The sequence below is a fragment of the Cupriavidus sp. 10L45 genome (assembly GCF_056395225.1).
The window spans coordinates 76,637-102,723 of record NZ_JBFTJC010000009.1; the positions used below are offsets into that span (position 1 = coordinate 76,637).

Consider the following 26,087-nt stretch of genomic DNA (forward strand, 5'->3'; position numbering starts at 1 on the left):
TCCCATGGACTCTAAATTGACTGGCGCCCCTGCTGGTGGCGCAGCGACCGGCCCCCTGGCCGATACGGACGTTTCCGACATCTCCGGCGATACCGTGAACCCGCCGCCCGAGAAGGCCTCGGCGCATGCCGCCGCCATCGCCGCGAAAGCCGATGCCGCGGCGGCGGGCAAATCGCCCGAAGCCCAGGATGCAGCTGCCGCGGCGGCAGCTGCGCGTGCCAACCCACGCAAGATGATTCCGAGCCTGCGCGCGCTGGCGGATGAAGACCGCGCCACCGCGAAGAAGGCGCGTGCCTCGTGGCAAATGTTCACGATTATGGCAGAGTTCATCGAGGCGACCGAGTACCTCTCGGAGATCCGCCCGGCGGTCTCGATCTACGGCAGCGCGCGCCTGCGCGAGGACTCGCCGTACTACCAGAAGACCATCGAGATTGCCCGGCTGTTCTCGGACGCCGGCTTCGCGGTGATCTCCGGCGGCGGCCCCGGCATCATGGAAGCGGCGAACAAGGGCGCGCACGCCGGCAAGTCCGCCAGCGTCGGCCTGAACATCGAGCTTCCGCACGAGCAGCAGGGCAATCCGTACCAGGACATCGCCATGCGCTTCCGCCACTTCTTCACGCGCAAGGTCACCTTCGTGAAGAATTCGGACGCCTTCATCGTCATGCCCGGCGGCTTCGGCACGCTGGACGAGCTGGCCGAGGTGCTCACGCTGGTGCAGACCGGCAAGTCGCGCTCGGTGCCGGTGGTGATGTACGGCAGCCGGTTCTGGAAGGGCCTGCTGGACTGGTTCCGCTTCACGCTGCTGCCGATGGGCCTGATCGCCGAGCACGACCTCGACCTGATGAAGATCGTGGATGAGCCCCAGGAAGTGCTGGAGGCGGTCTATGACTATTACGAGAAGCGCGGCGGCGATCACCCGATTCCGCCTAAGGAAGAAATGTTCTATCTGTAAGGCATTGGCGGCGTCCCCGACCAGCCAGGGGGCGCAGGCAGCACGTGCCGGGGTGCCCCGGGGGTCACGAGAGCGGCCCGTGGGCGGCAGGAATTGCTAGAATGGAAGCCTGTCAGTCTGCCAGGTCCGGCGCCGCCGGGCCGCAGACTCAATCCGCGTGGCGGGGCCTGCCGGCCCGCACGCACAGGAGCCCCAGATGACCTCCCCCTCGCACCCGGCTGCCGTGCTCGCCGCGACCGTGCTGGCACTCGTGCCGGCCCTGGCCGCCGCACAGGGCAACGCGGAAAGCAGTGCGCTGACACAACAAGAACTGAACCAGATCAACAATCAGCCGATCGCGCCCGCGTCGAAAAGCCAGCTCAACCAGCCGCGCGAGCCGAGTTTCGTGCTGCGTGAGCGCGATGGGACCCAGGTGACCGAGTACCGGAACAAGGGGCAGGCCACCGATATCCAGGTACGCTCCGGCGTGGGCACGAAGTACGAGATGAGCAAGCCGGAAGACAGCTCGCCCAAGATTCGTGACCATGACGTGAACCGCGTGCCGTCGGTCAACCTGAAGTTCTGAGCGTCTCAACGACCCTTTTCACCCACGACCCGGCCGGACGGCAACGCCCGACCGGATCGCGCCGGCCCTCCGGCAGTCATGCCGCGGCGGCGGACGGTTTTTGTCCAGACCGGCCTGCCGCGCCCGATTCGCACCAATAAAACAGTATGGCCGTATTCACCACGGTCTCGCAGGACGAGATCGCCCGCTGGCTGCTTGACTACGACCTTGGCGAAGTCCGCGCGTTGCGCGGCATTGCTTCCGGGATCGAGAACAGCAATTTCTTTCTGACCATGGAGCAGGATGGCGTCACGCGCGAGTACGTGCTGACCATCTTCGAGCGGCTGACCTTCGCGCAGCTGCCGTATTACCTGCACCTGATGGACCATCTGGCCCGACACGGCATCAGCGTGCCGGCGCCCGTGGCCGCGCGCGACGGGGAAATCCTGCGCGCGCTCAAGGGCAAGCCGGCGACCATCGTCACGCGGCTCTCCGGGGCGTCGCAACTGTCCCCGCAGGCCAGCCACTGCGCCGAGGTGGGCACCATGCTGGCCCGCATGCACCTGGCCGGGCAGGACTATCCGCGCCAGCAGCCCAACCTGCGCAGCCTGGCCTGGTGGCGCCAGACCGAGCCCGAGATCCTGCCGTTCCTCGACCCGGCCCAGCGCCAGTTGCTGGCCGGCGAGATCGCCCACCAGACCGCGTTCTTCGGCAGCGCCGACTACGCCGCGCTGGCCGGCGGCCCGTGCCACTGCGACCTGTTCCGCGACAACGTCCTGTTCGACACCGACGCCAGCGGCGCGCCGCAACTCGGCGGTTTCTTCGATTTCTACTTCGCCGGCAACGACAAGTGGCTGTTCGACCTGGCCGTGACCGTGAACGACTGGTGTATCGACCTGCCCACCGGCGCGCTGGACGTTGACCGGGCGCAGGCCATGCTGCGGGCTTATCATGCGGTGAGGCCGCTCACGGCGACCGAGGCCGCGCATTGGCAGGACATGCTCCGTGCGGGCGCGCTGCGCTTCTGGGTATCGCGTCTGTGGGACTTTTTCCTGCCGCGCGAGGCCGACATGCTCCAGCCGCACGATCCGACCCACTTCGAACGCATCCTGCGCCGCCGTCTCGACGACGCCGCACCGCTCCCCTGGATCTGATTCGCCATGCAACTACTGGAAGTTCCCGCCAAGGAAGGCTACGTCTGGTTCCGCCAGGGTATCTGGCTGTTCCGCAAGAACCCGCTCGCGTTCCTGATGCTGCTGTTCATCTACCTGATTGCCGCGCAGCTCGCGATCTTCGTGCCGCTGTTCGGCATCATCGCGCTGCTGGTGGTCACGCCGGGCATCAACGTGGGGGTGATGACGGCCTGCCGCGATGTCATCCAGAGCAAGCGCGTGCTACCGACCGTGCTGCTGGCCGGGTTCCGCAGCAATGGCAAGCAGGCCATGCGGCATCTGCTCGTGCTGGGCGGCATCTACGCGGCGATGGTGTTCCTGCTGAGCCTGATCGCCACGTCGCTGGTTGATATCGGCGCGCTGGCGCAGGTGGTGCTGAAGGGCGAGGAGCCCACGCCGGACGCGATGCGCCAGCTCTACCTGGCCATGCTGACCGGGGCAGCGCTCTACACGCCGATCGCGATGCTGTTCTGGTTCGCGCCGATGCTGACTGCCTGGCACGGCGTGCCGCCGGTGAAGGCGCTGTTCTTCAGCTGGACGGCCTGCTGGCGCAACCGGGGCGCGTTCTTCGCCTACGCCGGCCTGTTCGCCGTCCTGATCGTGGCGCTGCCGCTGTTCCTGGAGGTAATCTTCGCCGCGATCGGCGCGGAGACGGTGCTGTCGTTCCTGGTCACGCCGTACTCGCTGCTGATGCTGGCGATCCTGTACTGCTCGTTCTACGCCACCTATCGCGGCTGCTTCAACATCGTGCCGGCCGAGGCCACCGACACCCAGAACGTCAATCCATGACGTATTAGGCACTTGGCCGGGGCTACCCCCGGCCAGGGCCCGGCTTTAGTCGATGGTGTCGAGCTTGGCCACCGCCAGCGCCAGCCACTTGGCGCCGTGGCGCTTGAAGTTGATATTGGCGCGCGCATCGGCGCCCTCGCCTTCCAGCGCCGTGATCTTGCCTTCCCCGAACTTGTTGTGGAACACGTTCTGGCCGACCCGGAAGCCGGTGTCGGCCGCGCGCTTTTCCTCGGCGTAGTTCTTGCCGGTGTCCATGCCGCCCGTGGGCCGGGTGCCGCTGTAGGGCACGTCCTCGGGCTTCTTGAACCAGTCGCGGCCCCAGCCGCTTTCCCGCTCCCCGCCGCCCTGGCGGTTGCGGCCATAGCCGCCACCACCGCCGCCGCCACCGTATGCACCGTAGGCCTGTGCCGGCGGCGTGATCCACTTCAGCGACGCCTCGGGCAACTCCTCGAAGAAGCGCGAGCGGATGTGATATCGCATCTGGCCGTGCAGCACGCGGCTCTGGGCGAAGGACATATAGAGCCGCTCGCGCGCCCGGGTAATCGCCACGTACATCAGGCGGCGCTCCTCCTCGAGCCCATCGGCCTCCATCGCGCTGTTCTCGTGCGGGAACAGGCCCTCTTCCAGCCCGGTAATGAACACCACGTTGAATTCGAGGCCCTTGGCCGCGTGCACGGTCATCATCTGCACCGCGTCCTGGCCGGCCTGGGCCTGGTTGTCGCCGGCCTCCAGCGAGGCATGGGTCAGGAAGGCCACGAGCGGCGTCATCACCACCGGCAACTGCTCGGGATCGAGCACCTGGAGCACCTGGTCGCCATCGGCCAGCACTGGCGCGGCGTCGCCGATCCGGTTGGCGGGCAGCACGCTGGCCAGCGCGTCGAGCCCATAGCCCTCTTCCACCACGAAAGCCTGCGCGGCGGTGACCAGTTCCTGCAAGTTCTCGATGCGGTCCTGCCCTTCCTTCTCGTTCTGGAAGTGCTGGATCAGGCCGCTGGTGTTGATCACATACTCCACCGTCTCCGGCAGCGTCATGCGCCGCGTCTCGGCCCGCATCTGCTCGATCAGGCGGATAAACGCGCCCATCGTGCTGCCCGCCTTGCCCGGCACGTAGGCCACGGCCTCGGAGAGCGAGACGTTGTACTGGCGCGCGGCGTCCTGGAGCAGCTCCAGCGAACGCGCCCCGATGCCGCGCGTCGGGAAGTTGACCACCCGCCCGAACGCCGCGTCGTTGCGCGGGTTTTCGATCAACTGCAGATAAGCGAGCGCATGCTTCACTTCGGCCCGTTCGAAGAAGCGCAGGCCGCCATACACCCGATAGGCGATGCCGGACGAGAACAGCGCGTGCTCGATCACCCGCGACTGCGCATTGCTGCGATACAGGATGGCGATCTCGGAGCGCGACATGCCCTGGGCGATCTGGTCGCGGATCTCCTCGACGATCCACGAGGCCTCCTGCCCGTCCGAGCCGGCCTGGAACACCCGCACCAGCTCGCCGTGGCCCGCGTCCGTGCGCAGGTTCTTGCCCAGCCGCCGCGCGTTGTGGGCGATCAGGTGGTTGGCCGAATCGAGGATGTGGCCATGCGAGCGGTAGTTCTGCTCCAGCTTGATCAGGTGGCGCACGCGGAATTCGCTCTCGAAGTCGCGCATATTGCCGACGTTGGCACCCCGAAACGCGTAGATGCTCTGGTCGTCATCGCCCACGGCGAACACGGCCGCCGCGCTACCCGTGCCGTAACCGGCCAGCAGCTTGAGCCACTGGTACTGGAGCACGTTGGTGTCCTGGAACTCGTCCACCAGCACGTGGCGGAAGCGGTGCTGGTAGTGCTGGCGGATGGCGTCGTTGTAGCGCAGCAGTTCGTAGCAGCGCAGTAGCAACTCGGCGAAATCGACCACGCCTTCGCGCTGGCACTGCTCGTCGTAGGCGGCGTACAGGTCGACGAAACGACGGTTGAAATCGTCGTTCGCCTCCACGTCGCGGGGGCGCAGCCCCTGCTCCTTGGCGTTGTTGATGAAGTACTGGACGTTCTTGGCCGGATACTTCTCGTCATCGACATTCAGCGATTTCAGCAGCCGCTTGAGCGCGGAAAGCTGGTCCTGGGTGTCCAGGATCGAGAAGGTCTGCGGCAGCCCGGCGTCCTTGAAGTGCGCGCGCAGCATCCGGTTGCAGAGCCCGTGGAAGGTGCCGATCCACATGCCGCGCGTGTTGATGGGCAGCATGGACGACAGGCGGGTCTGCATCTCCTTGGCCGCCTTATTGGTAAATGTCACGGCCAGCACGCCGGCCGGCGACACCCGGCCGTTCTGGATCAGCCAGGCGATGCGGGTGGTCAGCACGCGGGTCTTGCCGCTGCCCGCCCCCGCCAGGATCAGGGCCGGTTCATCGGGCAACGTGACGGCGGCGAGTTGTTCGGCGTTGAGATTGGCAAGCAGGCTGGACATCGGGGAAGGGGCCTTTTGGCCGCGTGGGGCCGGGGAATGGCGGCAATTATACCGGGGGGACCGGGGCCGCCAGCGGCACCCGGCAGCCGTCGGCGTCGGCAAATGCGCACCGGCACCCCCGCCTCCCCTATAATTTGACGTTTTCCCGGCCCGACGCCGTGGCGCGCCGACTGGTTTCGATGGATTTCGATCAGTCCGCCCACCGCCCAGCCCCGACCCGCATACCTCGACATCCCCAGCATGACCGCCCAAGACCAGTCCCTTGCCAAGAGCTTCGAACCCGCCGCCATCGAGGAGAAGTGGGGCCCCGAATGGGAGCGCCGCGGCATCGCCCAGCCCACGATGGATGCCAATCGTCCCGATTTTGCCATCCAGCTGCCGCCGCCCAATGTGACCGGCACGCTGCACATGGGCCACGCGTTCAACCAGACCATCATGGACGGCCTGACGCGCCACGCGCGCATGCGCGGCGCCAATACGCTGTGGGTGCCGGGTACCGATCACGCGGGTATCGCCACGCAGATCGTGGTGGAGCGCCAGTTGGAAGCCCAGGGCGTGTCGCGCCATGACCTCGGCCGCGAGAAGTTCGTCGAGAAGGTCTGGGAGTGGAAGGAGGAGTCGGGCTCCACCATCACGCGCCAGGTGCGCCGCATGGGGGCGTCGATCGACTGGACGCGCGAGTACTTCACGATGTCGCCCGAGATGTCGCAGGCCGTGACCGAGGTATTCGTCCGCCTGTTCGAACAGGGCCTGATCTATCGCGGCAAGCGCCTGGTCAACTGGGACCCGGTGCTGGGCACGGCCGTGTCCGACCTCGAAGTGGACAGCGTGGAGGAGGAAGGCTCGCTCTGGCATATCCACTACCCGCTGGCCGAGCCGGACGCCGTGCACGGCCTGACGCACCTGACCGTGGCCACCACGCGCCCGGAAACCATGCTCGGCGACACCGCCGTGATGGTCCACCCCGAGGACGAGCGCTACGCGCACCTGATCGGCAAGTTCGTGCACCTGCCGCTGACCGATCGCCAGATCCCCGTCATTGCCGATGAATACGTCGACCGCGCCTTCGGCACGGGCGTGGTCAAGGTCACGCCGGGCCATGACTTCAACGACTACGCGGTGGGCCAGCGCCACAACCTGCCGCAGCTCTCGATCCTGACGCTGGACGCCAAGATCGTCGCCGACGCGCCGGCCGCCTACGCCGGCATGGACCGCTTCGAGGCCCGCGACAAGATGGTGGCCGACCTGAAGGAACAGGGCCTGCTGGGCGAGGTCAAGAAGCACAAGCTGATGGTGCCGCGCAGCGAGCGCACCAGCAGCGTGATCGAGCCGATGCTGACCGACCAGTGGTTCGTCGCCATGAGCAAGCCGGCCCCCGAGGGCACGTTCTATCCGGGTCGCTCGATCGCCGAAGTGGCGCTGGACGCCGTGCAGAGCGGCGAGATCAAGCTGGTGCCCGAGAACTGGAACAGCACGTACAACCAGTGGCTGGCCAACATCCAGGACTGGTGTATCAGCCGCCAGCTCTGGTGGGGCCATCAGATCCCGGCCTGGTACGACGACGCCGGCAACTGCTTCGTCGCCCGCACCGAGGAAGACGCCCGCGCCAAGGCGCAGGCGGCCGGCAGCACCGGCCCGCTGCGCCGCGAGGAAGACGTGCTCGACACGTGGTTCTCGTCCGCGCTCGTGCCGTTCTCGTCACTCGGCTGGCCCGAGCAGACGCCGGAACTGGAGCACTTCCTGCCGTCGTCGGTGCTGGTCACGGGCTACGACATCATCTTCTTCTGGGTGGCGCGCATGGTCATGATGACCAAGCACTTCACCGGCCAGGTGCCGTTCCACACCGTGTACGTGCACGGCCTGGTGCGTGACTCCGAAGGCAAGAAGATGAGCAAGTCCGAGGGCAACACCCTCGACCCGGTGGACCTGATCGACGGCATCGAGCTGGCCCCGCTGCTCAAGAAGCGCACCACGGGCCTGCGCCGCCCGAAGGACGCGCCGCGCATCGAATCGAAGACGAAGAAGGAGTTCCCGGACGGCATTCCCGCGTTCGGCGCGGACGCCCTGCGCTTCACCTTCGCCTCGCTGGCCACGCTGGGCCGGAATATCAACTTCGACACGGGCCGTTGCGAGGGCTATCGCAACTTCTGCAACAAGCTCTGGAACGCCACCCGCTTCGTGCTGATGAACACCGAGGGCCATGATTGCGGCATGGGCCCGTGCAGCAACGACTGCGGCCCGGACGGCTACCTGCACTTCTCGCAGGCAGACCGCTGGATCGTCTCGCTGCTCCAGCGCGTGGAAGGTGAAGTCGAAAAGGGCTTCGACGAATACCGTTTCGACAATATCGCCAGCGCAATCTACAAGTTCGTCTGGGACGAGTATTGCGACTGGTACCTGGAACTCGCCAAGGTGCAGATCCAGACCGGCACCGAGGCCCAGCAACGCGCCACGCGCCGCACGCTGCTGCGCGTGCTGGAGACGGTACTGCGCCTGGCGCACCCGATCATCCCGTTCATTACCGAGGAACTCTGGCAGAAGGTGGCCCCGCTGGCCGGCCGCGCCAAGGGTGACGGCAGCGAGACCATCGCGCTGCAGGCCTACCCGCTGCCGGCCGCCGCCAAGATCGACGAAGCCGCCGAAGCCTGGGTGGCCCAGCTCAAGGCCGTGGTGGACGCCTGCCGCAACCTGCGGGGCGAGATGAACATCTCGCCGGCCCAGCGCATTCCGCTCTACACGCACGGCGACAGCACCTTCCTGAACGCCGCGGCGGCGCAAATCCAGGCGCTGGCGAAACTTTCCGAGGTGAAGGTGTTCGAAGACGAGGTCGCCCTCCAGAAGGAAGGCGCCGGGGCGCCGGTGGCCATCGTCGGCGGCAATCACCTGCTGCTGAAGATCGAGATCGACGTCGCAGCCGAGCGCGTGCGCCTGGGCAAGGAGATCGACCGGATCAGCAATGAAATCGGCAAATGCCGGGGCAAGCTGACCAACGAAGCCTTCGTGGCCAAGGCGCCGCCCGCGGTTGTGGCGCAGGAAACACAGCGTTTGTCGGATTTCGAACAGACGCTGGCCAAGCTCCAGGATCAACTACAGCGTCTGCCCGCCTGACGGGTTCGCCACTTCTGCGCCACCGGCACGAAAGTTGCAACTCGACTGGTATCCGGCCTCGTTCATGTGTAACGACATGTGACTGTTACGTCAGCGTCGGACGAAGCCGGACAGACGGCGCCCTCCCTGTACGGCACGGTGTTACACCGGATTGAAAAGGAAAGCTGAAATGGAAAACCGCGTCACCAAGGCCGTCTTTCCGGTCGCTGGGCTAGGTACCCGATTCCTCCCCGCGACCAAGGCGAGTCCCAAGGAAATGCTGCCAGTGGTGGACAAACCGCTGATCCAGTACGCCGTGGAAGAAGCCATGGCCGCCGGCATCACGGAAATGATCTTTGTCACGGGCCGCTCCAAGCGCGCCATCGAGGACCATTTCGACAAGGCGTACGAACTGGAAATGGAGCTGGAGGCCAAGAACAAGCAGGCCCTGCTCGATGTGGTGCGTTCGATCAAGCCTGCGCACGTGGAGTGCTACTACGTGCGCCAGCCCGAGGCCCTGGGCCTGGGCCACGCCGTGCTGTGCGCGGCCAAGCTGGTCGGCGACACGCCGTTCGCGGTCATGCTGGCGGACGACTTGCTCGACGGCGACGTGCCGATCATGAAGCAGATGGTCGACGTCTATAACCACTACAACTGCTCGGTCCTGGGCGTGGAAGAGATCGCGCCGGAACAAAGCCGCTCCTACGGCGTGGTGGAAGGCCGCGAATGGGACGAGCGCGTGATCAAGATGTCCGGCATCGTCGAGAAGCCGGCCCCCGAGGACGCCCCGTCGAACCTCGGCGTTGTGGGCCGCTACATCCTCACGCCGCGCATCTTCGACCACATCCGTGAACTGAAGCCGGGTGCCGGCGGCGAGTACCAACTGACCGATGCCATCCAGTCGATGCTCGACCAGGAACAGGTGCTGGCCTACCGCTACAACGGCGTGCGCTACGACTGCGGCAGCAAGCTCGGCTACCTGAAGGCCACTGTCGAGTTCGCCCTGAAGCACCCGGAAGTGCGCGACGAGTTCAGCGCCTATCTGGCCCAGCGCGGATAAGCGTTCCGCCCCGGCATGAAAAAGCCGCCTCGATCGAGGCGGCTTTTTTTATGGCCGGGGGCCAGGCGGTCTTAGCGGCGCTTCATGTAGAACACGAACACCTTGTCCACCTCGGCGTGCGACAGCAGCTCGTTGCCGGTCTGCTTGGCGAAGGCCTGGAAGTCGCGCGTGGCGCCCGGGTCGGTGGCCAGCACCTTGAGCACGTCGCCGCTGGCCATGTCCGCCAGCGCCTTCTTGGTCCGCAGGATCGGCAGCGGGCAGTTCAGGCCGCGCGCGTCCACTTCTTTCTGGAAGTCCATTCCTCTCATCCCACTTATTTTTGGTCGATGCCGTATTGTAACGAAGCGGCGACAAGGCTGAAGTCCGTCGGCCGGCGCGGGTCGGGGATGTCCTCGCCCGAGGCGCGGTCGAAGAAGCGCACGGGCAGCCCGCGCCGCTCCAGGAAATCGGCCACGGCAAAGCCGGTGCCGGCGTTCCAGATCCGCATCTTCTCGGGCGCCACGAGCTTGTATTCGGCCAGTTCCTCGGACAGTTCGATGCGCCCCGTCGCCTTCACGTGATAGGCGATGATCAGCTCGTTCTTGCGCATGAACTCGTAGACGCCGATCAGCGACGCGGATTCCGTGTCGAGATTGGTCTCCTCCTTGAGTTCGCGCGCCACGCCCAGCTCGGGCGTCTCGTCGCGCTCCATGAAGCCGGTGACCAGCGCGAACATCCCCTCCGGCCATACTGCGTTGCGCGCCAGCAGCAGCTTGTCCTCGTACTCGACCACCGCCGCCAGCACCGGCAGCGGGTTGTTCCAGTGCACGAAGCCGCAGCCGTCCTGCACGCAGGCATGACGATAGCGGCCGGACATCGGCAAGTGCTCCAGCGGCGCCCCGCATTGGGGGCAGAAACGGTACGGTTGCATCGGAGGGGGCTCCAGGGGTTCAGAGGGCGCAGGCCGCGCGGATATCGGCGGCGAACGCTTCCACGGTCTCGGGCTGCAGGTCCCACGAACACATCAGCCGGCAACCGCCCGCGCCGATGAAGGTGTAGAACAGCCAGCCCTTGGCGCGCAAGGCCTCGATGGCCGGCAGCGGCAGTTCGGCGAAGACCGCGTTCGATTCGGTCGGGAACATGATGCGCACGCCGGGAATGTCGACGATGCGCTGGTGCAACAGTTGCGCCATCGCGTTGGCATGGCGGGCGTTGGACAGCCAGACATCGTTCTCGAGCATGCCCAGCCACGGCGCGGAAATGAAGCGCATCTTCGAGGCCAACTGCCCGGCCTGCTTCACCCGGTAGGCGAAGTCCTCGGCCAGGCGGCGGTCGAAGAACACCACGGCCTCGCCCACCGGCAGGCCGTTCTTGGTGCCGCCGAAGCACAGCACATCCACGCCAGCCCGCCAGGTGATCTCGGACGGATGCACGCCCAGCGCCGCCACCGCATTGGCGAAGCGCGCGCCGTCCATGTGCACGCGCAGTTGCCGCCGCTTGGCGATGGCCGCAATGGCGCGCACCTCCTCCACCGTGTAGACCGTGCCGACTTCCGTCGACTGCGTGAGCGAGACCACGCGCGGCTTCGGATAGTGGATGTCGGTGCGCCGCGTGACCAGCGCCTCCACCGCATCGGCGGTCAGCTTGCCGTTGACGCCGGGCGCCGTGAGCAGCTTGGAGCCGTTCGAGAAGAACTCCGGCCCGCCGCACTCGTCCGTCTCGATGTGCGCCAGTTCATGGCAGATCACCGAGTGGTACGACTGGCACAGCGACGACAGCGCCAGCGAGTTGGCCGCCGTCCCGTTGAAGACGAAGAAGACCTCGCAGTCGGTCTGGAACAGGTTGCGGATGCGGTCGCAGACCTGCTGGGTCCAGGAATCGTCGCCATAGGCCTTCTCGTGGCCGCTGGCGTTGGCCTCGAGGAAGTATTTCAGCGATTCCGGGCAGAAGCCGGCGTAGTTGTCGGATGCGAAGTGCTGCATGGGCGGGTCTTTACTTCTTGTCGATCCAGAGCGCGCCGCCGGTGGCCCAGTTCTCGCGCTTGATATCGGTGATGATGATGTCCACTGCCGACACCGAGCAGCCCAGCGTCTCGCAGGTGACGCGCGTCACTTCCTCGACAAACTTGCGCTTTTGCTCGACCGTGCGGCCTTCGAACATCTCGACGTGAAACGTGGGCATGCTGCTGACTCCGTTTTTAGGGATTTTGCGAGACTCAGTCTCGGTAAGAGGGATCGATTCTATCGAGTTTGCGCAGCAGCGAGGGCCATTCCATCTCGCCCTCGACGGCGCCGTTGTCGTACAGCTGCATCGAAGTGCGCTCGGCCACGTCAGCCGGCGGCTGCACTGTGGCGCGGCCCGCCTGCGCGCCGAGCTGGATCTCGCAGGCCTTGATCAGGGTGGCCATCAGCACGTAGGCCTCGGCCACGGTGCGGCCCACCGTCAGCGTACCGTGGTTGCGCAGCAGCATGGCCGGGTGCTGGCCCAGCGACACCGTGAGCCGGGCCCCTTCGGCCGGGGTGAACGCCAGGCCCTCGTAGTCGTGATAGCCGATGCGGCCGTGGAAGCGCATGGCGTGCTGCGACAGCGGCAGCAGTCCGTCCGCCTGCGCCGAGACCGCGATGCCGGCGGTGTTGTGCAGGTGCATGACGCAGTGCGCATCGGCCCGCGCGGCGTGCACGGCGGCGTGGAGGGCGAAGCCGGTCACGTTGACCGGGTGCACGGTCTCGCCGAGCACCTCGCCCCGGCCATTGATCTTGACGAGGTCCGACGCGCGAATCTCGTCGAACGCGAAGCCGAACGGGTTGATCAGGAAGTGGTCCGGCTCACCGGGCACGGTGGCCGAGATATGGGTGTAGATCAGGTCGTCCCAGCGCTCCAGCGCGGCCAGCCGGTAGGCGGCGGCGAGGTCGGTGCGCACGCGCGCCTCGTCGGCGCTGACGGGAACGGCCGGGCCCGCGGCACGCGCGGGCTGCAAGGCAAAAGACATGGGGACATTCGCTCCGCGGCCGCCCTGCTGCGAGGCGTGCTCCAGACACGTGCGGGTTCAGTCCCGGTCGAGTAGGCGGCGCAGGCGTAACTGTAGCGCAGTCAGCGCGGGGCGGCAGCGTCCCGCAACGGCATGGCGCGGACCATCCAGCCGAGGATGCCCGCCCCCACCAGCAGCGCGGCGGCGGCGGTGGCCAGGGATGCCGCAAAGCCGCCCGTGCGCGCCACCAGCGTGGTGGCCAGCGGCGGGCCGGCGATCTGCCCGAGCGCGTAGGCGGCCGTCATCAGCCCGATCAGCTTCGGGGCGGCGCTGCCCCACAGCCGGCGCGCCTCGCGCATCAGGAACGACACCAGCGCCGTGAACGGCAGGCCGACGAGCAGGCTGCTCAGCGCAAAGCCCGGCACGGTCGGCCAGAATGCCGCCACGGCCACGCCAACCGCCTGCACCGCGTACAGGATCATCGCCAGCCGGCGGTTGTCGTGATGCATGCCCACGCGCGTGGCCAGGAAGGCGCCAATGGCCACGCCAGCGCCCAGGATCGGCCAGAACAGGTCCGCCCAGACCGTGCCGGGCATGGCCTGGCGGGCGATCACGGGCAGGAAGGTCGCGGTGATGATGTAGCCGAAGCCGGCGAGGCCGTAGGCCACGGTCAGGGCCCAGGTTTCGAGGTCCAGCCGGGGTGTCGGGGCGACTGCCTCCGCATGCCCTGCACTCCCCGGCTGTCCGGCCCGCGCCTGCAGGGCCGGCGGCGGCGCGCCGAACACGCGCCAGACCGGCGCCAGCATCAACGCGCCGAGCACCGTGAAGGCGATCCAGCCCCAGTTCGCCAGCCAGTGCGCGCCGACCATGCCGAACGCCGACAGCCCGGTCACGACGATCCCCACGCCGGGACCGCAGAACATCAGCCCGCCCAGCGTGGGATGGCCCAGTTCGGCCAGTCGCTGCATGCACCACGCGGTGGCGTAGACCATCACCAGCGCGCTGGCGATGCCCGCAATCGTGCGCCATGCCAGCCACGCGGGCATGCCGCCCGGCAGCGCCATGGCCAGCGTGAGCACCACGGTGAGCACCAGCGACACGCGCACCATCCGCACGGGATCGGGGCGGATGAACAGGCACAGCAGTGCCCCCAGCAGGTAGCCGATGTAGTTCAGCGTGGCCAGCGCCCCGCCCTCGGCCAGCGTGACGGTGCCGTCATGCAACATCATCGGCAGCAGCGGCGTGAAGGCGAACCGACCGATGCCCATCGCCAGCGCCAGCGACACGAAGCCAGCCATGGCCACCGTCCAGGGTCCGGCAGTTTGCGGGGCCGCGCGGGCGGCGGAGACATCGGTATTCACGAGAGACATGATCGGGGGGCGGGTTCGGCTGGCGGCCAGCGGGATTCCTGACTATCCTAGTCGCATTCATCCATCACATAAAATGAATTATTGAGATAGCATCAATCTCAATTCAAGAAGGAAGCCGATCATGGATCTCGCCGCACTCGAAATCTTCCGTACCGTGGTGGAGGCCGGAGGCATCACACGCGCCGCCACGCGGCTGCACCGCGTGCAGTCGAACGTGACCACGCGCATCCGGCAACTGGAGCAGTCGCTCGGCGTGGAGCTGTTCCTGCGCGACGGCAAGCGCATGGTGCTCACCCCGGCCGGGCAGACGCTGTTCGACTACGCGCGGCGCATCCTGCAACTGTCCGACGAGGCTCGCCACGCGGTGCAGCCGGCGCGGCCGCACGGGCGGCTGCGGGTGGCGTCGATGGAAAGCACGGCGGCCAGCCGGCTGCCGACGGTACTGGCGCGCTATCACCAGGCGTGGCCGGACGTCGAACTGGAACTCGTGACGCTGCCAACCCGACAGGCGCTGGACGCCCTGCGCCGCTTCGAGGTCGATTGCGCCTTCGTCGCCGAGCCGCTCGGCGATGCCGAACTGGTCACCCGGCCCGCCTTTACCGAGGAACTGGTGATCATCGCCAGCGCGCAGCATGCGCCGATCCACTCCGCCGCCGACCTGGAGCGCCACACGCTGCTCGCGTTCGAGGCCGGCTGCAACTACCGCACGCGCTTCGAGCAGTGGTGCAATCGCGACGGCCACGCGGCGGGGCGGGTGATCCAACTGGGCTCCTACCATGCCATCGTCGCCTGCGCGGCGGCCGGTATCGGCGTGGCGATCATGCCGCGCTCGGTGCTGACGCTATACCGCGACCTGCCGCAGATCAGCATCCACCCGCTCGGCGACGAAGGGGACGTGACCACCGTGCTGGCGTGGCATCCGGCGATGGGCAGCGCGGCGCTGGCAGCGCTGGCCGACATGCTGCCGGGTGTATCGGACATCACGCAAAAGGCTGCCTGACCCCTTCCGCTTCGGATTCCTTGCCCGCGCTGCGGCGTGCAAGATGTGGCCGGTCGCCTACACTGAAAGTGGCGCTGCCACGGCATACTCGCGGGCCGCGCCCCGCCATGACATTCGTCTTCGCGCCGCTACGATCTTTGGTTTGCCGGATGGCGATGGGGCTGGCCATGCTCCTCGCCCTGCCCGCGATGGTCTACGCCCAAGGCGCTTCAACGCCCGCCGCCAAGGCTGGCGTGGCCCCCGTCTATGTCATCCCGATCAAGGGCGCCATCGGGCCAGCCAGCGCCAGCTTCGCCACGCGCGGCATGGCGCAGGCGCAGAAGCAGAACGCGCAGTTGATCGTGCTGGAAATGGACACGCCCGGCGGGCTCGACGTGGCCATGCGCGACATCATCCAGGCCATCCTCGCCTCCCCGGTGCCGGTAGCGACCTTTGTCTACCCGGGCGGCGCGCGGGCCGCGAGCGCCGGCACTTACATCCTCTATGCCAGCCACATCGCCGCCATGGCGCCCGGGACCAATGTGGGCGCGGCGAGTCCGGTTGCCATCGGTGTCGGCGGCCCGAAGCCGGGTGCCTCGCCCGGATCTTCCCCCGCCAGTGCACCAGCCAGCGCGCCCGGCACCGAAGACACCATGGCACGCAAGCAGATGCACGATGCCTCCGCCTACCTGCGCGGGCTGGCCCAGCTGCGCCAGCGCAACGCCGACTGGGCCGAGCGCGCGGTGCGCGAGGCCGTGAGCCTCTCCGCCGACGAGGCAGTGGCCCAGCACGTGGCCGACCTCGTCGCGCCGGACCTGCCAGCACTGCTGCGGCAGGTCGATGGCAAGCGCCTGCAGGCGGCCGGCGTATCGCGCGTGCTGCACACCAACGATGCGCCCATCGTCACGGTCACGCCGGACTGGCGAGCGCGGCTGCTCGCCGTCATCACCGAACCCAGCGTGGCGCTGATCCTGATGATGATCGGCATCTACGCGCTGATGTTCGAGTTCTCCACGCCGGGCATGGTCGTGCCGGGCATCGTCGGCGCCATCTGCCTGCTGATCGGCCTGTTTGCGCTGCAAATGCTGCCCGTCAACTATGCGGGGCTGGCGCTGATCGCGCTGGGCATCGGCTGCATGGTGGCCGAATTCTTCCTGCCGACGTTCGGCGCGCTCGGGGTGGGCGGCATCGTCGCCTTCGCGTTTGGCGCGGTCATGCTGATCGATACCGACGTGCCCGGCTTCGGCGTGCCGCTCACGGTGATCGCAGCGCTGGCCGGGGTGTCGGCGCTGTTCCTGGTCGGCATGTCCGCGATGCTGATGCGCTCGCGCAAGCGCCCCCTGGTCAGCGGCGCGGACACGCTGGTCGGCAGCCTGGCCACGGTCATCGACGATACGCCCGCCGACGGCTGGGCGATGGTGCACGGCGAACAGTGGCGAATTCATGGCGACGGCCCGCTCGCGCGCGGCCAGCGGGTACGCGTGACCGGGCGGCGCGGGCTGGTACTGGAAGTCGTGGCCGACATGGCCGCATCCCTGGAACACAACGGAGCGTGATATGGCATTCGGATTCAGTTTTGGTGGGCTGATCTTCCTGCTGGCATTGCTCGTGGTGGCCGCGATCCGCGTGCTGCGCGAATACGAACGCGGGGTTGTCTTCATGCTCGGGCGATTCTGGGGCGTCAAGGGGCCCGGGCTGGTGCTGCTCATCCCCGGCATACAGCAGATGGTCCGCGTGGACCTGCGCACGGTCGTCTTCGACGTGCCACCACAGGACGTGATCTCTCACGACAATGTGTCGGTCAAGGTCAACGCGGTGGTCTATTTCCGGGTCGTGGACCCCGAGCGGGCCATCATCCAGGTGGCCAACTTCCTCGAGGCCACCAGCCAGCTCTCCCAGACCACGCTGCGGTCCGTGCTCGGCAAACATGAACTGGACGAAATGCTAGCCGAGCGCGAAAAGCTCAACCTCGACATCCAGAAGGTGCTCGACGCCCAGACCGACGCGTGGGGCATCAAGGTGTCCAATGTCGAGATCAAGCATGTGGATTTGAACGAGACCATGATCCGGGCCATCGCCCGCCAGGCGGAGGCCGAGCGCGAGCGGCGGGCCAAGATCATCCACGCGGAAGGGGAATTGCAGGCTTCGGTGAAACTGCTGGAGGCGGCACAGATGCTGGCGCAGCAGCCTGAGGCCATGCAACTGCGGTATCTCCAGACGCTGACGCAGATTGCTGGGGATAAGAGTTCTACTATTGTGTTTCCGTTGCCGATGGATTTGGTTAGGGGGTTGATGAAGTAGGTTTTGGGTTTGGTTCTGTGGTGTTGGCTGTTGAGCGCAACAAAAACAAAAAGGGCGCCCCAAACCCCAGAGCGCCCTTCTCAACAGCTAGTAAATCCCTCAAACCTTACCAGCCACCCACTCCTTCACCCCAGCCAGCGCCGCCGGCAGATTCGCCGGCTCCGTCCCCCCAGCCTGCGCCATATCCGGCCGGCCGCCGCCCTTGCCGCCCACCTGCTGGGCCACAAAGTTCACCAGCTCCCCAGCCTTGACCTTGCCCGTCGCATCGGCGGTCACACCAGCAATCAGCGAAACCTTCCCATCCGACACTGCCCCCAGCACGATGGCCGCGCTCTTGAGCTTGTCCTTGAGCTTGTCCATGGTCTCGCGCAGCGTCTTCACGTCGGCGCCGTCGAGTTGGGCGGCCAGCACCTTCAGGCCGTTGATGTCGATGGCCTGCTCGGCGAGTTCGTCGCCTTGCGATGCCGCGAGCTTGCTCTTGAGCTTCTCGAGTTCCTTCTCGAGCGCCCGCACCTGCTCCTGCACCTGGCCGATACGCGGCACCAGTTCCGACGGCTGCGCGCGCAGCGCGGCGGCGGCTTCGTTCAGGCGGGCGTCGAGCGACTGCAGGTAATGCAGCGCGTTGTCGCCGGTAATCGCTTCCACGCGGCGAATCCCGGCTGCCACGCCCGCTTCCACCACGATCTTGAACAAGCCGATGTCGCCGGTGCGCGTCACGTGCGTGCCGCCGCAGAGTTCCTTCGAGGTGCCGATCGACAGCACGCGCACATCGTCCGCGTACTTCTCGCCGAACAGCGCCATCGCGCCGCTCTTCACCGCGTCGTCGAACGGCATGATCTCGGCATGCGTCGGCGCGTTGGCCAAAATCTCGGCGTTGACGATTTCCTCGACCTGACGGATCTCGGCGTCGCTCAGCGGCGCGTTGTGCGAGAAGTCGAAACGCGTCTTGTCGGCATCGACCAGCGAGCCCTTCTGCTGCACGTGGGTGCCCAGCACCTCGCGCAGCGCCTTGTGCATCAGGTGGGTCGCCGAGTGGTTACGTACCGTGCGTGCACGGCGGATGGCATCGACCTGCGCCGCCACGGTGTCACCCACCTTCAGCGGGCCGTTGGTCAGCGTGCCCTGATGGCCGAACACATCGGCCTGCACCTTGGTCGTGTCGGCCACGTTGAACACGGCCGCACCCGCCACCAGCGTGCCCTGGTCGCCCGCCTGGCCGCCGGACTCCGCGTAGAACGGGGTGTTGTCCAGCACCACCACGCCGGTTTGGCCCGGCTGCATGGTGTCGACGGACGCGCCGTCGACGTACAGCGCCGTCACGCGGGCGCGTTCGAAGCCCAGTTCGTCATAGCCGTGGAACACGGTCTTGTCGCCCGTGTACTCCAGGCCGGCGGCCATCTTGAACTTGCCGGCCGCACGGGCCTGCTCGCGCTGGCGGTTCATGGCGGCGTCGAACGCGGGTTCGTCCACCGCAATCTCCTGCTCGCGCGCCACGTCCTGCGTCAGGTCGAGCGGGAAGCCGAAGGTATCGTGCAGCTTGAACGCCAGTTCGCCGTCAAGCACCTTGCCGCCCTTGGCCTTGAGGTCGGCCACGGCGGTGTCGAGAATGGTCATGCCGTTCTCGATGGTCTCGAAGAAGCGCTCTTCCTCGGCCCTCAGCACTTCCACCACGCGCGACTGCGCCTCGGCCAGCTCCGGATAGGCCTCGCCCATCTGCGCCACCAGGTCCGGCACCAGCTTGTGGAAGAACGGCGTCTTCTGGCCCAGCTTGTAGCCGTGGCGGATCGCGCGGCGCACGATGCGGCGCAGCACGTAGCCGCGGCCTTCGTTGCCCGGGATCACGCCGTCGACGATCAGGAACGAGCACGCGCGGATATGGTCGGCAATCACCTTCAGCGAGTTCTGGTTCAGGTCGTCCAGATGGGTCTCGCGCGCGGCGGCCTTGATCAGCGCCTGGAACAGGTCGATCTCGTAGTTGCTGTGCACGTGCTGGAGCACGGCGGCAATCCGCTCGAGGCCCATGCCGGTGTCCACGCACGGCTTGGGCAGCGGCGTCATGTTGCCCTGCTCGTCGCGGTTGAACTGCATGAACACGAGGTTCCAGATCTCGATGTAGCGGTCGCCGTCTTCCTCGGGCGATCCCGGGGGGCCGCCCCAGACATCGGCGCCGTGGTCATAGAAGATTTCCGAGCACGGGCCGCACGGGCCGGTGTCGGCCATCTGCCAGAAGTTGTCCGAGGCGTAGCGCGCGCCCTTGTTGTCGCCGATGCGCACGATGCGCTCGGCCGGCACGCCGACTTCCTTGGCCCAGATGTCGTAGGCCTCGTCGTCCTCGGCGTAGACCGTGACCCAGAGCTTCTCGGCCGGCAGCTGGTAGGTCTTGGTCAGCAGTTCCCAGGCGTACTGGATGGCTTCGCGCTTGAAGTAGTCGCCGAACGAGAAATTGCCCAGCATCTCGAAGAACGTGTGGTGACGTGCCGTATAGCCCACATTTTCGAGGTCGTTGTGCTTGCCGCCGGCGCGCACGGAGCGCTGGGACGATGTAGCGCGCGAGTAGGGACGCTTATCGGTGCCCAGGAACACGTCCTTGAACTGCACCATGCCCGAATTGGTGAACAGCAGCGTCGGGTCGTTCGCCGGCACGAGGCTGGACGAGCGGACCACGGAATGGCCCTTCGACTCGAAGTACTGCAGGAACTTGCTGCGAATGTCGGAGACTTTCATGTTGTATCGGGCGCATCCCGCATCGTGGCAGGGCGCAGTCAGTCAGGTTAGATTTGCAAACCGTTGATTATACGGGGCAAGCCCCCTCCCGGGGCATTCTCGCGGGCGGSCGCCCGGCGGCGCGCACCGGGCGGGCTGGCGATGGCCGAATATCGCCCACCGTTGGCCTGGCGCCGCCCCGTGCGGGTGCATCGGCGCGGCGGGCCGGTGGTAGAGTGCTCCCCCACTATATCTACCGAGCCGCCACTGCCATGGGAGCCTTGAGCCATCTCCGCGTCCTCGACCTGACCCGCGTCCTCGCCGGGCCATGGTGCGCCCAGAACCTCGCCGACTTCGGCGCCGACGTGATCAAGATCGAGCGCCCCGGCGCAGGTGACGATACGCGCACATGGGGTCCGCCCTGGCTCAAGACCGAGGATGGCCGGGACACGGCCGAAGCCGCCTACTACCTGGCCGCCAACCGCAACAAGCGCTCGGTAACCTGCGACATCAGCACGCCCGAGGGCCAGCAGCTGGTGCGCGACCTCGCCGCCCAGAGCGACGTGGTGCTCGAGAACTACAAGGTCGGCCAACTCAAGAAGTATGGCCTCGACTACGAATCGCTCAAGGCGGTGAAGCCGGACATCATCTATTGCTCGGTCACCGGCTTCGGCCAGACCGGCCCGTACGCCCAGCGTCCCGGCTACGACTTCATCATCCAGGGCATGGGCGGCTTCATGAGCCTGACCGGCGAGCGGGACGACCTGCCCGGCGGCGGCCCGCAGAAGGCCGGCGTGGCCATTTCGGACCTGATGACCGGCCAGTACGCCACCATCGCCGTGCTGGCTGCCCTGGCCCACCGCGACCGGACCGGCGAGGGCCAGTACATCGACATGGCGCTGCTGGACGTGCAGGTGTCGATGCTGGCAAACATGAATACCAACTACCTCGCCAGCGGCGAGGCGCCGCGCCGCTGGGGCAACGCCCACCCGAACATCGTGCCCTACCAGACCTTCCAGGCCGCCGACGGCTGGATCATCGTCGCGGTAGGCAACGACGGGCAGTTCCGCAAGTTCGTGACGGCCGGCGGCCGGCCGGAACTGGCCGACGACCCGCGCTTCGCCACCAACCCGCAGCGCGTGGCGCACCGGGACGTGCTGGTGCCGATCCTGGCCGAGATGATCCTGCCGCGCACCCGCGAACAGTGGATCCTGGATCTGGAGCGCGCCGGCGTGCCCTGCGGCCCGATCAACACGCTCGACGAGGTCTTCGAGAACGAGCAGGTGCTGGCGCGCGGCCTGCGCGTCGATTTGCCGCACCCGACGGCCGGCGAGGTCAAGCTGGTGGGCAGCCCCATGAAGATGAGCGCCACGCCGCCCGAGGCGCTGCGCCATCCCCCGTTGCTCGGAGAGCACACGGAGGTGGTGCTGGGCGAGACACTCGGCTACAGTGCGGAGCACATCGCCGCACTGCGCGCGAAGGGCGTGGTCTGACCCCAATTCACCCCGACTCGGGAGCCACGCCGGCCGCAGCCGAAGGCGAGATTTTCTGTTTGCGTCCCCTGACTAATTAGGAGCATGCATGCTGACTGATGCCTTCCTGGCGTTTTTCCATTTTCTGGCGATCTTCCTCCTGGTCACGCTGCTGGCGGCCGAGGCCGTGGTGCTGCGCCCCGGGATGACGCCGGCCATCGTGCGCCGGCTGTCGCTGTACGACCTGCTCTACTTCCTGTCGGCCATGGTGGTGCTCGCCACCGGCCTGCTGCGGCTGTTCTACGGCGCCAAGGGCGTGGATTTCTACCTGCACAACCCGTGGTTCCACGCCAAGATGACCGTGTTCGTGCTCATTGCCCTGTGCTCGCTGCCGCCGACGCTCGCCATCGCACGCTGGCGCAAGCAGGCGCGCAAGCTGCCCGATTTCGTGCCGATGCCGGACGAGATCAAGCGCGCCCGCCGCTGGGTCATGATCGAGGCCCATGTGTTCATCCTGCTGCCGCTCTGCGCCGTGATGATGGCGCGCGGCATCGGCGCGCGCTGACCTTTTCATCGATCCGTTGAAGACTCCTGAGATGCTGAAGACCCTGCTGACGGCCACGAAGATGGCCGCCTCCGCCGCCACGCTGGCGGCGGCCACCCTGGCCACGCCGGCCCATGCCGCTGCCCCGGCCCCGGCAAACTGGCCGACCAAGCCGATCAAGTTCGTGGTGCCCTACCCCGCCGGCGGCCCGCTGGACACCGTGGCGCGCGCCATCGGCGAACGGCTCCGCGAAAGCCTGGGCCAGCCGGTCGTCGTCGAGAACAAACCCGGCGCGGGCGGCAACCTCGGCGCGGACTACGTCGCCAAGCAGCCGGCCGACGGCTACACCATCGTCATGGGCGCCGTGGCCACGCACGCCATCAATCCCACGCTGTTCGCCAAGATGCCGTACGACCCGGTGAAGGACTTCGCGCCGATCACGCTGGTCGCCGACGTGCCGAACGTGCTGGTCATGCACCCGGGCAAGGCCGCCGAGCTGCATATCAATACGGTGCGTGACCTCGTGGAGTACGCGCGCAAGCATCCGGGCAAGCTCGACTACGCCTCGGGCGGCAACGGCAGCGCCGGCCACCTGTCGGGCGAACTGTTCAAGAGCATGGCCCGCGTCAGCATGGTCCATATCCCGTACAACGGGGCGTCGCCGGCGCAGCTGTCGGTGCTGTCGGGCCAGACCGACCTGATCTTCGACAACCTCGCCTCGGCATCGGCCAATATCAAGGCCGGCAAGCTCAAGGCCTTCGCCGTGACCACGCCGGCCCGCGCCGCCGCGTTCCCGGAACTGCCGACCATCGCCGAAGCCGGCAAGGGCCTCGGGCTGGAAGGGTTCGACATCTCGACGTGGTTCGGCGTCCTGGCCCCGGCCGGCACCCCGCGCGAGATCGTCGACCGCCTCAACCACGACATCGTGGCCATCCTCAAGACCGACGATATGAAAGCCCGCCTGGCCCGCATCGGCGCCCAGCCGGCCCCCACCACCCCCGAGCAGTTCGGCGCCCTGATCCAGCGCGAACTGAAGAAGTACGGGCAGGTGGTGAAGGTGTCGGGGGCGAAGGTGGATTGAGGGGCGGACGACCCGTCAAGGCGCCTTGCGCCGTAACTGCCACATCTTGTCCTTGATCGTGTCCTCGGTGGCCGGGCCGCGTGGCAGGAGCAGGCCGACCTGGACGATCTTCGGGCCTTCCATGCGGGTCACGGTCAGGCGGAGGCCGGCGATTTCCAGGGCGTCGCCTTCCACGGGGGGCGAGGGGAATACCGCCAGCATCGCGTCTTCCAGGGACCGGGCCGCCTCGTCGGCGGTCAGGGGGCGGGTGGCGTAGAGGGCGGCCACGTCGCGCAGCAGGGCATCGCCGGACAGCAGGAAATCGTGCGAGAGCTGCGCCCAGGCCGGGGCGCGCGCCGCGCTCTGGAACAGCCGCGACAGCAGCGGCACCGACCCGCCGGGGGCCAGTACCGAGACGGCATCGCCCGCGCGCAGCACCACCTGCTCCAGCGGCACCAGCGCGCCGTCGCGCGCCACGGTCATCAGGCGGCTGCGCGGAGGGAGTTCGAGCTGGTCGGCGCGGAGGTCCACCACCGGCGCGTTGGCCGCCACGGAGAACTGCATCAATTCCAGCGCCGGCGAGCGGGTGCCCTGCAGGCGCTCCCGCGAGACCGGGTCGTTGTACGCCGGCCGCAGCACCCGGGCCAGCCGCGCCGCCAGCGCCACTGTCGTGCCCTGGCACAGCAGGCTGAACAGCACCACGGCGAATGCCACCCGGAATAGCAGCCCCGAGTCCTCCATGCCCTTCAGCAGCGGGAACAGCGACAGTACGATCGGCACCGCGCCGCGCAGGCCCATCCACGCCAGGAACCCCTTCTCGCGCCCATTGAAGCGGAACGGCAGCAGCGCGATCCACACCGCCACGGGCCGCGCCACCACCATCAGGAACAACGCCACGGCGCCCGCCGGCAGCGCCACCTCCCAGATCCGGCTCGGCGTGACCAGCAGGCCGAGCAGCAGGAACATCACCGATTGCGCCAGCCACGCCATGCCGTCCATGGCGCGCATGGTGTCGTCGGTCACGGCCCGTTCGCGATTGCCGACGATCATCCCGGTCAGGTAGACCGCCAGGAAGCCGCTGCCGTGCGCCGACTGGACCAGCGCGAAGACCATGCAGCCGGCCGCACAGACCAGGATGGCCTGGAGGCCCTCGGCCACATGGATGCGCTCCATCACCCGCGCCACGCCCAGGCCCAGCACCACGCCGAGCACCCCGCCCACGCCGAACTGCACCACCAGCCGCCACGCCAGCGCGCTGGCGGTCAGGCCGTCCGGCGCCGTGATCCATTCGATCAGCGTCAGGGTCAGGAAAATCGCCATGGGGTCATTGATGCCCGACTCGATCTCCAGCACGCTCGCCACCCGCTCCTTGAGCCGGATGCCGCTGCCGTTGAGCAGCGAGAACACCGCCGCGGCGTCCGTGGAGCCGACGATGGCGCCGAGCAGCAGGCCGAGCTTCCAGTCGATGCCGAGCATCCACGCCGCGAACAGCCCGACCAGCACCGCCGTAATCCCCACCCCGACCGTCGCCAGTGACAGCGATGGCCGCAACGCCACGCGGAAGGTGGCGAAGCGCGTGCGCAGGCCCCCGTCGAGCAGGATCACGGCCAGCGCGATATTGCCCACCAGGAAGCTGAGCCAGGTATTGGCGAAGCGGATGCCGCCGGGCCCGTCCACGCCGGCCAGCATGCCGACCGCCAGGAACACCAGCAGGAACGGCACGCCGAAGCGTGCCGAGAACACGCCGAGCAGGATGCCCAGCGTCATCACCACGGCGCCGATCAGGATGGCATGGTCGATACTTTCCAATCGATTCCTTTCATTGCGCCACGCTGGGCCGGGGGAGTGCGACCGATGATAGCGCACGCCCCTCCGCCGCCCTCCCGCCGCCCCGCCCGGTACCGGCGGCGGCACCTCGCCGCGACACCCCTTCCGCGCAATTTCCCTTGCCTTGTCAACGACTTACGTTCGGCTTTCGGACAACTTTCGCCTGACTTTCAGACGTCTGCGTAGGGAGATACCCTGAAGTTGACCCTGATTGCAGACATATGAAAGGTAGCTGAAAGGATGCGCTTTTAACTTCCACCCTGCTCGTGACGGGGTTGGGGGGAGCTGTCCCTTCGGGACGGTGCGCAACGCGCGTACACCAATCACCGCACGCGGATTTCAAGCTTTATATCGAGGAGAATCATTTTGCGCATACGTAGCCAAAAGGACTTTGCCTCCGGCCTGATGTTTGTCCTGGTCGGATTCGGCTTTTCCTTCGTCGCCCGTGGCTATTCCATGGGAACGGCCGCCAAGATGGGACCGGGATACTTCCCGTTCTGGCTCGGCATCGTGCTCGCCATACTTGGCGCGCTAGTCCTGTGGGGATCGTTGTCGTCCAAGGGCGAGGAAGACCAGCTGGCCCGCTGGGATATCAAGAGCCTGCTGTGGATCCTGGGTGCCGTGGTGTTGTTCGGCCTGCTGCTCAAGCCGCTTGGCATGGTGCTGTCGGTGCTCGTACTGGTGCTGGTCTCCTCGATGGCCAGCCATGAATTCAGCTGGAAGGGAGCTATCCTCAACTCGATCATCCTCGTGGTGATCAGCCTGGGCGCCTTCGTGTACGGCATCAACCTGCAGATGCCGGTGTGGCCGGCTTTCCTGGCGAACTGAGGAGACGGCCGAA

22 protein-coding genes are annotated in these 26,087 nt (G+C 67.0%); 13 read left to right on the forward strand and 9 right to left on the reverse strand.

What is annotated here, in order from left to right; genetic code table 11:
• The first annotated feature begins 4 nt into the window (after positions 1–4).
• From AC1DFU_RS17150 to AC1DFU_RS17165, 4 genes are all read left to right on the forward strand, one after another.
• A complete protein-coding gene (locus AC1DFU_RS17150) occupies positions 5–952 on the forward strand; it encodes an LOG family protein (RefSeq protein WP_441590580.1) in 948 nt (315 codons plus the stop codon).
• 196 nt (positions 953–1,148) lie between these two features.
• Positions 1,149–1,517, forward strand: coding sequence for a DUF2782 domain-containing protein (locus AC1DFU_RS17155; RefSeq protein WP_092290380.1), 369 nt, complete (start codon positions 1,149–1,151; stop codon positions 1,515–1,517).
• Positions 1,518–1,663: 146 nt separating this feature from the next.
• Complete coding sequence (locus tag AC1DFU_RS17160) at positions 1,664–2,650, forward strand: homoserine kinase (protein ID WP_092290382.1); 987 nt, start codon at positions 1,664–1,666, stop codon at positions 2,648–2,650.
• Positions 2,651–2,656: 6 nt separating this feature from the next.
• On the forward strand, positions 2,657–3,457 hold the full coding sequence (locus tag AC1DFU_RS17165) for a BPSS1780 family membrane protein (protein WP_441590582.1): 801 nt from the start codon (positions 2,657–2,659) through the stop codon (positions 3,455–3,457).
• A 45-nt stretch (positions 3,458–3,502) separates the two neighbouring features.
• On the opposite strand, the gene AC1DFU_RS17170 is transcribed toward AC1DFU_RS17165, so the two are convergent.
• Positions 3,503–5,896 (reverse strand): UvrD-helicase domain-containing protein, encoded by a 2,394-nt coding sequence (locus tag AC1DFU_RS17170; RefSeq protein ID WP_092290386.1) that lies wholly within the window; start codon positions 5,894–5,896, stop codon positions 3,503–3,505.
• 240 nt (positions 5,897–6,136) lie between these two features.
• Between AC1DFU_RS17170 and AC1DFU_RS17175 the strand changes: the two genes are divergently transcribed.
• Both AC1DFU_RS17175 and galU read left to right on the forward strand, forming a co-directional pair.
• Positions 6,137–9,004 carry a valine--tRNA ligase gene (locus AC1DFU_RS17175; RefSeq protein WP_092290388.1) on the forward strand — a complete coding sequence of 956 codons (2,868 nt, stop codon included), beginning with the start codon at positions 6,137–6,139 and terminating at the stop codon, positions 9,002–9,004.
• 169 nt (positions 9,005–9,173) lie between these two features.
• Entirely contained in the window at positions 9,174–10,043 is an 870-nt protein-coding gene (gene galU / locus AC1DFU_RS17180) for a UTP--glucose-1-phosphate uridylyltransferase GalU (protein WP_092290390.1), read from the forward strand.
• A gap of 71 nt (positions 10,044–10,114) precedes the next feature.
• Here galU and AC1DFU_RS17185 read toward each other — a convergent pair whose 3' ends face one another.
• From AC1DFU_RS17185 to AC1DFU_RS17210, 6 genes are all read right to left on the reverse strand, one after another.
• Positions 10,115–10,342: a sulfurtransferase TusA family protein gene (locus tag AC1DFU_RS17185; protein WP_092134760.1), complete on the reverse strand. Its 228-nt coding sequence runs from the start codon at positions 10,340–10,342 to the stop codon at positions 10,115–10,117.
• 14 nt (positions 10,343–10,356) lie between these two features.
• Complete coding sequence (locus AC1DFU_RS17190; protein ID WP_092290392.1) at positions 10,357–10,953, reverse strand: NUDIX domain-containing protein; 597 nt, start codon at positions 10,951–10,953, stop codon at positions 10,357–10,359.
• 19 nt (positions 10,954–10,972) lie between these two features.
• Positions 10,973–12,004: a threonine aldolase family protein gene (locus tag AC1DFU_RS17195; RefSeq protein WP_092290394.1), complete on the reverse strand. Its 1,032-nt coding sequence runs from the start codon at positions 12,002–12,004 to the stop codon at positions 10,973–10,975.
• 10 nt (positions 12,005–12,014) lie between these two features.
• Positions 12,015–12,203 carry a 4-oxalocrotonate tautomerase gene (locus tag AC1DFU_RS17200; protein ID WP_092290396.1) on the reverse strand — a complete coding sequence of 63 codons (189 nt, stop codon included), beginning with the start codon at positions 12,201–12,203 and terminating at the stop codon, positions 12,015–12,017.
• Between the two features lie 34 nt (positions 12,204–12,237).
• Positions 12,238–13,011 (reverse strand): class II aldolase/adducin family protein, encoded by a 774-nt coding sequence (locus AC1DFU_RS17205; RefSeq protein WP_441590585.1) that lies wholly within the window; start codon positions 13,009–13,011, stop codon positions 12,238–12,240.
• 101 nt (positions 13,012–13,112) lie between these two features.
• Positions 13,113–14,360 (reverse strand): YbfB/YjiJ family MFS transporter, encoded by a 1,248-nt coding sequence (locus AC1DFU_RS17210; RefSeq protein WP_441590587.1) that lies wholly within the window; start codon positions 14,358–14,360, stop codon positions 13,113–13,115.
• Between the two features lie 121 nt (positions 14,361–14,481).
• Between AC1DFU_RS17210 and AC1DFU_RS17215 the strand changes: the two genes are divergently transcribed.
• The 3 genes from AC1DFU_RS17215 (at position 14,482) to AC1DFU_RS17225 (ending at position 17,640) form a co-directional block, all read left to right on the forward strand.
• Complete coding sequence (locus tag AC1DFU_RS17215; protein WP_092290402.1) at positions 14,482–15,360, forward strand: LysR family transcriptional regulator; 879 nt, start codon at positions 14,482–14,484, stop codon at positions 15,358–15,360.
• 107 nt (positions 15,361–15,467) lie between these two features.
• Positions 15,468–16,895 carry an NfeD family protein gene (locus tag AC1DFU_RS17220; RefSeq protein WP_092290404.1) on the forward strand — a complete coding sequence of 476 codons (1,428 nt, stop codon included), beginning with the start codon at positions 15,468–15,470 and terminating at the stop codon, positions 16,893–16,895.
• A gap of 1 nt (position 16,896) precedes the next feature.
• Positions 16,897–17,640: a slipin family protein gene (locus AC1DFU_RS17225; protein ID WP_092290406.1), complete on the forward strand. Its 744-nt coding sequence runs from the start codon at positions 16,897–16,899 to the stop codon at positions 17,638–17,640.
• A gap of 99 nt (positions 17,641–17,739) precedes the next feature.
• Here the strand turns inward: AC1DFU_RS17225 and alaS are convergent, their stop codons facing one another.
• The gene (gene alaS / locus AC1DFU_RS17230) at positions 17,740–20,364 is read right to left on the reverse strand and encodes an alanine--tRNA ligase (protein WP_092290408.1); all 2,625 of its coding nucleotides are present in this window, start codon (positions 20,362–20,364) and stop codon (positions 17,740–17,742) included.
• 251 nt (positions 20,365–20,615) lie between these two features.
• On the opposite strand from alaS, the gene AC1DFU_RS17235 reads away from it, so the two are divergent.
• From AC1DFU_RS17235 to AC1DFU_RS17245, 3 genes are all read left to right on the forward strand, one after another.
• Positions 20,616–21,836, forward strand: a complete 1,221-nt coding sequence (locus AC1DFU_RS17235; protein ID WP_092290410.1) for a CaiB/BaiF CoA transferase family protein — start codon at positions 20,616–20,618, stop codon at positions 21,834–21,836.
• An 88-nt stretch (positions 21,837–21,924) separates the two neighbouring features.
• The gene (locus AC1DFU_RS17240; protein ID WP_092290412.1) at positions 21,925–22,380 is read left to right on the forward strand and encodes a DUF2214 family protein; all 456 of its coding nucleotides are present in this window, start codon (positions 21,925–21,927) and stop codon (positions 22,378–22,380) included.
• 31 nt (positions 22,381–22,411) lie between these two features.
• Positions 22,412–23,440: a tripartite tricarboxylate transporter substrate binding protein gene (locus AC1DFU_RS17245; RefSeq protein WP_092290414.1), complete on the forward strand. Its 1,029-nt coding sequence runs from the start codon at positions 22,412–22,414 to the stop codon at positions 23,438–23,440.
• Positions 23,441–23,455: 15 nt separating this feature from the next.
• Here the strand turns inward: AC1DFU_RS17245 and AC1DFU_RS17250 are convergent, their stop codons facing one another.
• Entirely contained in the window at positions 23,456–25,228 is a 1,773-nt protein-coding gene (locus AC1DFU_RS17250; RefSeq protein WP_092290416.1) for a potassium/proton antiporter, read from the reverse strand.
• Between the two features lie 384 nt (positions 25,229–25,612).
• Between AC1DFU_RS17250 and AC1DFU_RS17255 the strand changes: the two genes are divergently transcribed.
• The gene (locus AC1DFU_RS17255) at positions 25,613–26,074 is read left to right on the forward strand and encodes a tripartite tricarboxylate transporter TctB family protein (protein ID WP_092290418.1); all 462 of its coding nucleotides are present in this window, start codon (positions 25,613–25,615) and stop codon (positions 26,072–26,074) included.
• Positions 26,075–26,087 lie beyond the last annotated feature (13 nt).

Coding starts and splice junctions, on each gene's coding strand:
- AC1DFU_RS17175 (WP_092290388.1), top strand. CDS start 6,137: ATGACCGCCCAAGACCAGTCCCTTGCCAAGAGCTTCGAACCCGCCGCC.
- AC1DFU_RS17245 (WP_092290414.1), top strand. CDS start 22,412: ATGCTGAAGACCCTGCTGACGGCCACGAAGATGGCCGCCTCCGCCGCC.
- AC1DFU_RS17160 (WP_092290382.1), top strand. CDS start 1,664: ATGGCCGTATTCACCACGGTCTCGCAGGACGAGATCGCCCGCTGGCTG.
- AC1DFU_RS17210 (WP_441590587.1), bottom strand. CDS start 14,360: ATGTCTCTCGTGAATACCGATGTCTCCGCCGCCCGCGCGGCCCCGCAA.
- AC1DFU_RS17170 (WP_092290386.1), bottom strand. CDS start 5,896: ATGTCCAGCCTGCTTGCCAATCTCAACGCCGAACAACTCGCCGCCGTC.
- AC1DFU_RS17200 (WP_092290396.1), bottom strand. CDS start 12,203: ATGCCCACGTTTCACGTCGAGATGTTCGAAGGCCGCACGGTCGAGCAA.
- AC1DFU_RS17240 (WP_092290412.1), top strand. CDS start 21,925: ATGCTGACTGATGCCTTCCTGGCGTTTTTCCATTTTCTGGCGATCTTC.
- AC1DFU_RS17205 (WP_441590585.1), bottom strand. CDS start 13,011: ATGTCTTTTGCCTTGCAGCCCGCGCGTGCCGCGGGCCCGGCCGTTCCC.
- AC1DFU_RS17235 (WP_092290410.1), top strand. CDS start 20,616: ATGGGAGCCTTGAGCCATCTCCGCGTCCTCGACCTGACCCGCGTCCTC.
- AC1DFU_RS17185 (WP_092134760.1), bottom strand. CDS start 10,342: ATGGACTTCCAGAAAGAAGTGGACGCGCGCGGCCTGAACTGCCCGCTG.
- AC1DFU_RS17220 (WP_092290404.1), top strand. CDS start 15,468: ATGACATTCGTCTTCGCGCCGCTACGATCTTTGGTTTGCCGGATGGCG.
- AC1DFU_RS17190 (WP_092290392.1), bottom strand. CDS start 10,953: ATGCAACCGTACCGTTTCTGCCCCCAATGCGGGGCGCCGCTGGAGCAC.
- AC1DFU_RS17155 (WP_092290380.1), top strand. CDS start 1,149: ATGACCTCCCCCTCGCACCCGGCTGCCGTGCTCGCCGCGACCGTGCTG.
- AC1DFU_RS17215 (WP_092290402.1), top strand. CDS start 14,482: ATGGATCTCGCCGCACTCGAAATCTTCCGTACCGTGGTGGAGGCCGGA.
- AC1DFU_RS17195 (WP_092290394.1), bottom strand. CDS start 12,004: ATGCAGCACTTCGCATCCGACAACTACGCCGGCTTCTGCCCGGAATCG.
- AC1DFU_RS17225 (WP_092290406.1), top strand. CDS start 16,897: ATGGCATTCGGATTCAGTTTTGGTGGGCTGATCTTCCTGCTGGCATTG.
- AC1DFU_RS17150 (WP_441590580.1), top strand. CDS start 5: ATGGACTCTAAATTGACTGGCGCCCCTGCTGGTGGCGCAGCGACCGGC.
- AC1DFU_RS17165 (WP_441590582.1), top strand. CDS start 2,657: ATGCAACTACTGGAAGTTCCCGCCAAGGAAGGCTACGTCTGGTTCCGC.
- alaS (WP_092290408.1), bottom strand. CDS start 20,364: ATGAAAGTCTCCGACATTCGCAGCAAGTTCCTGCAGTACTTCGAGTCG.
- galU (WP_092290390.1), top strand. CDS start 9,174: ATGGAAAACCGCGTCACCAAGGCCGTCTTTCCGGTCGCTGGGCTAGGT.